The sequence below is a fragment of the Streptomyces sp. NPDC097619 genome, assembly GCF_040302735.1.
Classification (GTDB): domain Bacteria; phylum Actinomycetota; class Actinomycetes; order Streptomycetales; family Streptomycetaceae; genus Streptomyces.
The window spans coordinates 1-8,865 of record NZ_JBEOSD010000230.1 but is presented as its reverse complement, the minus strand read 5'-3'; the positions used below and the strand labels follow the sequence as shown (position 1 = coordinate 8,865).

Genomic DNA, 8,865 nt, shown 5'->3' with positions numbered 1-8,865 from the left:
GGCCCGCTTCCGGTTCGACGGGGGCAGGATGGACCGGGTGATGATCGGCATGGTCCGTCGCGGATCGGTCGATGCCTCCACCAACGGTCTGACGGCTTCCCGCCCCGCCGCAGTCCCGGCACCCGGCGTCCGGCCTCCGGCACCCGATCCCCGACCCTCGGGTCTCGGGTCTCGGGTCTCGGGTGTCGGTGGGGCGGGCCGGGCCCGCGTCCCGGATCAGGACCAGATGGTGAAGGTGACCGTGACGGAAGCCTTGCGGCCCGCCGCGTCCGTGACCGTCAGCGTCGCGTTCCGGAAGCCCCAGGCGGACGGGGTCCCCGAGACCAGGCCCGTCGACGGGTGCACGGACAGCCCGGCGGGCAGCCCCGTCGCGGAGAAGGCGTACGGGGCGGTCCCGCCGGTGGCGCGCAGCCGGAGGCTCAGCGCCCGGCCCACGTACCCGGTCTGGGCGCCGGGGTCGGCGAGCGTCGGGCTGCCGCCGCCGGGAGCGGTCACCGTCCATCCGAAGGAGACGGACCCGGCACGCCCGGCCGCGTCGGTGGCGGTGACCGTCACCGTGGAGGTCCCGGCCGCGGACGGAGTGCCGGACACGGTGCCCGTACCGGCGTCGACGCGCAGCCCGGCCGGCAGCCCGGAAGCGGACCACGCGTACGGGGCGGTGCCACCCGAGGCACTGTTGCGGAGCTCCACGGCGGTGCCCGTCACGGAGGTCTGCGCCGCCACGGCCGCCACCGTGACCGCACCCGGCTGCGGGGTCGTGGTGACCAGGGCGGCCCCGAACCGGGTCAGCGCTTCGTTGACGGGCTGGAAGATGGTGAACTTCTCACCGCTGCCGCTCGAACAGGTGGCACTGCCGCCGCCCGAGTGCAGGCCCACCGCCTTGCCCCCGGAGGCGGTCACGTAGCTCCCGCCCGAGTCCCCGCCGGCCGAGCAGGCGCTCGAGTACGACAGCCCGTTGATGACCACGTTGCCGTAGTCCACCGACTGGTCCACCTTGGTCACGGTGCCGCAGCGGAAGCCGGTGGTCTGCCCCGAACGGCAGACCGCCGTACCGACCACGGCCTCCGCGGAGCCGGTCACCTGCACGTCCCCCTGGCCCCAACCGGACACGCCGCCCAGCAGTGCCCAGCCCGCCTGGTCGACGTCCACGATCCCGAAGTCGCCCTCGGCGGAGTTCACGCTGCCGGTGCCGTTGCGGTTCGAGGTACCGACCCGGCTGCCGTCCTTGCCGTACGCGGCCTGTCCCACGTCATTGGTGCAGTGACCGGCCGTCAGGAACGCCTTCCCGCCGCCGTTCCGGGTCACGGCGAAACCGATGGAGCAGGGGCTCTCGCTACCCGGCACCCACTTCTCGCCGCCGACGACGTTCCCGCCCTGCTGACGCGGCGCGTCCGCTGAGTCGACCACGCGCACCGCCCCGCCCAGCGAGGCCAGCCGGGCCCGGAACGCCCGCACTTCGGGCCCCGAGCGGGCCGGGTCGAGGACCACCTCGACGGCGTCGCCGCGCGGACCGGGGCCCCAGGACCGCAGTGCGGGGACACCCGCGCCCCAGGCGCCGACCTGCCGGGCCGCGGCGGCCAGATCGGCAGCCGAGTGCCGCACCCGGTGCGGCACGGCACCGGCGGCGCGGGCGGCGGACTCGTCCGCGGCCGTGCCGACGGCGGCGTGGAGCCGGCCGTCCGCGGCATCGAACCACAGGGCCGCGGCCCGGTTTCCGACGGCGGCCCGGACCGCCGTCGCCGTCCGGGCCGCCGCCCTCTCGTCCGCTATCCGGGCCCGCACTCCGGCGGGGGTGAGGTGGAGGTCGCGGGCCATGGCGGCCCGCACGTCGGCGGGCACGTCGGGTGCGGCGAGCGCGGGGGCCTGCGCGGGGGAGCGGGGCGGGGCGGAACCGGCGTGGGCGGGCAGCGCGGCCGGTACCGCGAGCGCTGCCGCGGCCAGCAGGCCGGCCAGGACGGGCGCAGTACGCATGGGGGGTTCCTTTCGGGCGGACGGAAAGGCCGGTGACGGGGCATCACCGGACGGACACCGGAACCGCGACCCTGCGACCGGCGGCTCCGGAACGCCCACAGACTCCCGGCCCCCGCCCGCCCGGGAAATCCGGCAACTCCCTTGTCCGCAAGGGGAGGGGCAGGCCGTGGAACTCCGCCTCCCTGCCCCTCCACCCCCTGCCCCTCGGTGCCCCGCATCCCGCGCCCTGACCACACGTCCCCCGCCCCGGAGTGCCGCCCTCCGCTCCGGACCCGTGATCCGGCCCGCGCCAGGGCGACCGCGACGGAACACGGGGACTCCCGGAGCCCCCGGACCGGCCCCGCGCGCGAGATGCGGCCGGCTCAGGGAAATCCCTTGTATGCGGCGCCCTCACCGCACACCCCTTGGCCCCGCCCCGGCCGGCGCCTACCGTGCGGCGGATGAAGGCGAGCGAAGCCGCTGAACGGGCGCACCACTCCCGCACACCGGACGACGTGGCCCACCACACGGGCGCGGATCCCCTGGGCGGGCCCGTGCCCGCCGCCCGGGTCGAGGGGGTGGCCTCCGACGCGCCGGCCGCCCGGCCGTCCCGGAACTGGGCGGAACTGGTGGACACCGCCTCCGCCGTCCTCGCCGCCCGGGGCCGGCTGGCCGTGTACGGCCCCTGGGGCGCGGGCAAGACCACGCTCCTCGACGCCCTCGCCGACGGGGCCTTCGGCGTCCGCTGCCTGCGCATCCACACCCAGGAGGGCGACCAGGACCTCCCGTACGGATCCCTCGCCCAACTCCCCGCCCCGTCCGGCCGGTACGACCCGTCCGCCCGGTGCGACCCGTCCGGCCGCTGTGACGCCTCGGGCCGGAACGCCCCGCCCCTCCCTCCCGGCGCCGAGCGGCTGCGCCGCCGCGCCGAGTTCCTCGCCCGGCTCGCCGCGGGGCCGCCCGTCCTCCTGCTCGTCGACGGCGCCCAGTGGATCGACCCCGCCGGCGCGGACGTGCTCGGACACGCCGCCCGGGTCCTGCCCCCCGAACGGTTCCGCCTCGTGGTCGCCGAACGCACCGCGGGCCACCCCGCCCGAGCCGACCGGCTGCTCGGCGGGCACCCCGCCCGTCTCCTCGTCCCGCCCGCCGGGCCCGAGGAGACCGGTGCCGCGCTCGCCCGTGCCGGGCTGCCCGGCCGCTGGGCCGCGCCCGTGCACCGCTACACGGGCGGCCACCGGGCCCTGCTCGACGCCTGCTGCCGGGCCCTCGCCGGTACGACGGCCCCCGGCACCCCCGCTCCGCCGGCGCCACCCGCCCGCGTCCGGGAGACCGAAGAACTGGCCACCGCCTGGCTGGCCGACCTTCCCGCGGAGTCCAGGATGACGCTGCGGACCGCCGCCCTCGCCCACCGCCCGGACCCCGACCTCCTCCGCCGGGCGGGCCACCAGGACGCCGAGGACCACCTCGCCCGGGCCCTCCGCCACGGCCTCCTCGACCCGTCCGCCGTCCCGGACCACGGCCCGCGGTTCGCCGCCCGGGTCCTCGCCCACGCGGCCCGCGCCACCGGCCCCGCCGACGACCGCCGCCGTGCCCACGCCCGGCTCGCCGCGGCCGACCACGACCCGCTCCGCGCCGCCCGGCACCGTGCCCTCGCCCGGACCGGCACCGACCCCGCCCTGGCCGAGGACACCGAGCGCGCCGCCCACAGCGCCCGTGCCGCCGGCGACCGTCGACTCGCCGCCGAACTCCTCCTGCTCGCCGCCCGCCTCACCCCCGCCGACCACCCCGCCCCCCGCTTGGAACGCCTCGCCGGAGCCGCCCGCGACGCCGCCGCCGCAGGCTCGGACCGGCTGGCCCGACAGGCCGCCGACCTGCTCACCGAAGGCCGCGGCAGTCCCGCCCAACAGGTCCACGCGCACCTCGCCGTCGCCGACGCCCGGGGCCAGGACCTCGTGGGCGCCGACCCCCTCTTCGCCGCGGCCCGCACCTGCGCCGGGGGAGACCCGGCCCTCCTCGCCGCCGTGGACCTGCGCACCGCCGTCCAGGCCAATCTCGCCGGGGACACCACGCGCGCCCTGCGCCACGCCACCGCCGCCGCGGAAGCCGCCCGCACCGCCGGCGACCCCGCCCTCAGGGCGGCCGCCCTCACCATGACCGCGCGGGCGCAACGGCTCCTCGGCCACCTCACCGCCGCCCCCACCACCCTGGACGCGGCTCTCGCCCTCGGCGTCCCGCCCACCCGCATCGGCATCCGCAACAGCCCCCAGTACCTGGCCGCCCGGCACGCCGTCTTCGACGGACGCCTCACCGAGGCCCGCCTCCTCCTCCTCGACCTCCTGACCGCCGCCCGCGCCTCCGGAGACGCCGAGGACCTCGTCGACCTCTACCGCAGCCTCGCCGAGACCGACGCCGGACTCGGCGCCTGCGCCCGCGCCCTGCACTGGGCGGAACGGGCCCTCGACCTCACCGAGGCCGCCGGACTCTCACCCGGCCCCGCCTGGTACACCGCCGCCCTCGCACACCTGCACGGCGGCAGCTTCGCCGAGGCCGGCCGGTACGCGGCCCGCGGCCTCCGGGTGTCCCGCGAGGAACACGACGTCCTGCACACCACCCGCAACCTGTGGCTCCTCGGCGCGGCCCACCTGTACCGGGGCCGGGCCGCCGAGGCCGCCCCGCTGCTCGCCGAGGTCGCCGACCGGGAGGCCCGCACCGGCGCGGCCGACCCGGCCGTGCTGCGCTGGCAGGCCGACGCCGTCGAGGCGTTCGCCGCCACCGGCGACACCCGCGGGGCCCACGCCCTCCTCGAACGGGTCCACGGCACCGTCGGTCCGCACCCCGCCCACGCCCCGCTGCGCGCCGCCCTCACCCGCGCCCGCGCCGTCACCCTCCACGCGGACGGCCGGCCCGAGGAGGCCGTCGAACTCCTCCGCGACGCGGCCCGCACCTTCGGCGCCCTCGGCCGACCCGTCGAAGAGGGCCGCGCCCACCTGGCCCGCGGCCGGGTGGAACGCCGGCGGCGCCGGACCGCCGCCGCCCGCACCGCCTGGGAGACGGCCCGCACCGTCTTCGACACCGCCGAGGCCCACCCCTGGACCGCGCTCGCCACCGAGCACCTCGCCCACGTCTGCGGCCGGCCCGCCGACTCCGCCCCGACCGCCCCCGGCGTGCTCACCGCCCACGAACTGCGCCTCGCCGTCCTCGTCAGGGCCGGGGCCACCAACCAGGAGGCCGCCCGACGCCTCTACGTCTCCGCGAAGACCGTCGAGACCGCGCTCAGCCGCATCTACCGCAAGCTCGGCGTCCGCAACCGGGCCCAACTCAGCGCCGCGCTCCCCGCCGACGCCACCGATCCCGTGGCCGAACCCGGCGAGGGCTGACCGGCCGACACCTTCCGGTCGACGCCTTCCGGCCGGCCCCGGCCGGGCGGATCAGGTCGGCACGCCCGCGCCCCGGTGCCCGTGTACGGTTCGGGCAGAACCGGCGGTCGAGGGTGCGAAGGTGAGGGGCGGGCGTGGAGGGCGTGTACCTGCTGCGGAACGCGGCGAGCGGCCTGGTACTGGCCACGGAGGGCGGCCGCTCCGGCAGCGGCACCCGCCTCCGACTGGCGGAACCCGCGGGCACCACCGGCCACTGGCGGGTCCGGCCCGTGCACACCGGAGCCGGCATCTTCCACCTGGAGCACGTCGACAGCGGCAAACTCCTCGACGTGGCGGGCGCCTCCACCGAGAGCGGAGCCCGCGTCCAGCTGTGGAAGGCCAACGGCTACGGGGCGCAGGAATGGCTCCTGGAGGAACACCTCGACCAGCCGGGCGTGGTCACGCTCGTCGCCTGCATCAGCGGCCTCCCCCTCGACGTGGACGAGGAGGGCCGCGCCCGCCAGTGGCAGGAGTCCGACGCCCCCACCCAGGGCTGGCGCCTCGAACCCACCGACCGCACCCCCACGCCCTGACCCCGTCCGCCGCTCCCGTCTCACGGCCCCGACTTCCCGGGGCGGGTCCTCAGGCGCCGAGGAGTTCATCGGCGCTCCCTTCCGTGGTCGCGCGGTCGCGGGTGCCGGCGGGACGGTGTTTCCCCAGCATGTGAGAGGGTGGGCCGGTGATCGCCGGTCCGGGGCCGTTCGCGGACCGCACCCGGTCATAAGCTCGGCTTATGGGGTCATAAAGAGGACCTGGGTGCCGACTTAGGCTAGCCTAAGTCTAGAGTTTCCTTTGATCACGTTCAGCGTTCGAAGGGAAACCTCCATGCCCCGCCCCCTGCGCGTAGCCATCGTCGGTGCCGGTCCCGCCGGGATCTACGCCGCCGACGCGCTGCTGAAATCCGAGGCGGCCGCCGAGCCGGGGGTGTCCATCGACATCTTCGAACGGATGCCCGCGCCCTTCGGACTGATCCGCTACGGCGTCGCCCCCGACCACCCGCGCATCAAGGGCATCATCACCGCCCTGCACCAGGTCCTCGACAAGCCGCAGGTCCGCCTCTTCGGCAACGTCGACTACCCGACCGACATCACCCTCGACGACCTGCACTCCCTCTACGACGCCGTGGTCTTCTCCACCGGTGCCACCGCCGACCGCGCCCTCGACATACCGGGCGTGCAGCTGGACGGCTCGTACGGTGCCGCGGACTTCGTCTCCTGGTACGACGGCCACCCCGACGTGCCGCGCACCTGGCCGCTGGAGGCCGAGAAGGTGGCCGTGCTCGGCGTCGGCAACGTCGCCCTCGACGTGGCCCGCATCCTCGCCAAGACCGCCGACGAGCTGCTCCCCACCGAAATCCCCGCGAACGTGTACGACGGCCTGAAGGCCAACCGGGCCCGCGAGATCCACGTCTTCGGACGCCGCGGCCCGGCCCAGGCCAAGTTCAGCCCCATGGAGCTGCGCGAGCTCGACCACTCCCCGAGCATCGAGGTCATCGTCAACCCCGAGGACATCGACTACGACGACGGCTCGATCGCCACCCGCCGCTCCAACAAGCAGGCGGACATGGTCGCCAAGACCCTGGAGAACTGGGCGATCCGCGACATCGGCGACCGCCCCCACAAGCTCTTCCTGCACTTCTTCGAGTCGCCCTCCGAGATCGTCGGCGAGGACGGCAAGGTGATCGGTCTGCGCACAGAGCGCACCGAGCTCGACGGCACCGGCAACGTCCGCGGCACCGGCGAGTTCACCACCTGGGACGTGCAGTCGGTCTACCGCGCCGTCGGCTACCTCTCCGACGAGCTCCCCAAGCTCCCCTGGGACGTGGCCTCCGGAACCGTCCCCGACGAGGGCGGCCGCGTCATCGAGGCCGGGCAGCACAAGCCGTCCACTTACGTCACCGGCTGGATCCGCCGCGGCCCCATCGGCCTCATCGGCCACACCAAGGGCGACGCCAACGAGACCGTGGCGAACCTGCTCGCCGACCACGCCGAGGGCCGCCTGCTGACCCCCGCGAGCCCCGCCCCCGAGGCCGTGGACGCCTTCCTCGCCGAGCGCGGCGTCCGCTACACCACCTGGGAGGGCTGGTACCGCCTGGACGCCGCCGAGAAGGCGCTGGGCGAGCCGCAGGGCCGCGAGCGCGTGAAGATCGTCGAGCGCGAGGACATGCTCAAGGCCAGCGGGGCCTGACCGGGAGCCGGGCCGGCCCGGAACACCCGACGGAGCGCACGGGCGCCGCGACCGCACCACCGGCCGCGGCGCCCGCGCCGTTCCGCCACCACCCCCTTACGGTCCCGGTCCCGGCACTCCACCGCGCCGACCCGGCCGCCCGCCCGGCGCTCAGCCGTGCCGGGTCGCCCGGGGCAGCATCCAGTGCCGGTCCGCCGTCCACCCCTCGAAGCGCCGGGCCATGCCGCCCAGGGCGGTGCCGTCCGGGCCGAAGGAGCCGCCGCCCGCGACCAGCCGCAACCCGGCCACCACCGGCGCCAGCCGGGCCGCGGCGTGCCAGGGCTGCCACGCGGCCCGCTCCGCGAACGCGGCCACCAGCTCGGCCTGCCGCGCGGGCGGGCACATCGACAGGTGGAACAGCGCCTGCCGCCAGGCGTACGCCGCGTCCTTGACGGTCCGCAGCGCCCACGGCGCCCCTTCGATCCGGCCCACCAGACGGCACACCGAGCCGAAGGCGGACTCGGCCAGGACGTCCCAGCCCGCCGGGGGCACCACCCCCGCCGGACCGGCCAGCACCGCCAGGTTGTGCGTGGTCAGGATCTGGGCCTGCTCGACGACGGTGCTGTTGACGGCCGCGGACCAGGACCGGGAGCTCCGGCTCCCCGCCCGCTCCGCGCACAGCCGGTCGAAGGCCGCCGAGCTCCGGGGACCCGTACCGGGGCCGCCCGCGCGCGCGGCCTCGTGCGCCGAGGCGATCTCCCGCACCGCCGCGCAGTCGATCCCGAAGTACCGGGCGTACGGCCCGCCCTCCACGAGCTCCGCGGCGATGCCGGCCGCCGCCACGAAACCGCCGCTGAACCGCCCCGTGAAGATGTCGGCGGCCAACTCCTCCACCAACGGCACGCCCAGCTCCGCCTGACGCGCCAGGTGCGCCAGTTGACTCACCAGCGGATTGGGCAACAGCGTGCCCGGAAACGTGCCCAGGGCCAGCGAACCCACCCGGCGCAGGGTGTCCCCGGCGGCCGCCCGGGCCGTGGCCGCCGCGTCGTCCTCGCCGCCGTGGCCCGACACCGCCCGCACCCACGGCAGCTCCTCCACCCGCACCTGCCGCGCCAGGTCCACCAGGAGCAGCGACCGCCGGTTGCGGAACGCCCGGTACGTGCCGGCCGTCAGCGTCCGCAGCGCCGGGTCCTCGTACCGCAGGGCGGACGCGTTCGCGACGAGCTGGGGCACGAGCTCCGCCAACACCTCGGCCGAGGGCACGAGCCCCGCCGCGACCAGCTCCTCTACGGGCGCGCTGAGCGCCGACCGCACCGGCGCGCCCAGCCGCGAC

General features: G+C 76.7%; 4 protein-coding genes and 1 pseudogene. 3 read left to right on the top strand and 2 right to left on the bottom strand.

Annotation, left to right across the window (positions count from 1 at the left end; all coding sequences use genetic code 11):
- Positions 1 to 216: 216 nt before the first annotated feature.
- The gene (locus ABTZ17_RS34710) at positions 217 to 1,971 is read right to left on the bottom strand and encodes a putative Ig domain-containing protein (RefSeq protein WP_352199793.1); all 1,755 of its coding nucleotides are present in this window, start codon (positions 1,969 to 1,971) and stop codon (positions 217 to 219) included.
- 440 nt (positions 1,972 to 2,411) lie between these two features.
- Between ABTZ17_RS34710 and ABTZ17_RS34705 the strand changes: the two genes are divergently transcribed.
- The 3 genes from ABTZ17_RS34705 (at position 2,412) to ABTZ17_RS34695 (ending at position 7,553) form a co-directional block, all read left to right on the top strand.
- On the top strand, positions 2,412 to 5,327 hold the full coding sequence (locus tag ABTZ17_RS34705) for an AAA family ATPase (protein ID WP_352199792.1): 2,916 nt from the start codon (positions 2,412 to 2,414) through the stop codon (positions 5,325 to 5,327).
- A gap of 134 nt (positions 5,328 to 5,461) precedes the next feature.
- Positions 5,462 to 5,899 (top strand): RICIN domain-containing protein, encoded by a 438-nt coding sequence (locus ABTZ17_RS34700; protein WP_352199791.1) that lies wholly within the window; start codon positions 5,462 to 5,464, stop codon positions 5,897 to 5,899.
- A 292-nt stretch (positions 5,900 to 6,191) separates the two neighbouring features.
- On the top strand, positions 6,192 to 7,553 hold the full coding sequence (locus ABTZ17_RS34695; RefSeq protein WP_352199790.1) for an FAD-dependent oxidoreductase: 1,362 nt from the start codon (positions 6,192 to 6,194) through the stop codon (positions 7,551 to 7,553).
- 150 nt (positions 7,554 to 7,703) lie between these two features.
- On the opposite strand, the pseudogene ABTZ17_RS34690 reads toward ABTZ17_RS34695, so the two are convergent.
- Positions 7,704 to 8,865, bottom strand: a pseudogene (locus ABTZ17_RS34690) (hypothetical protein); the annotation flags it as partial.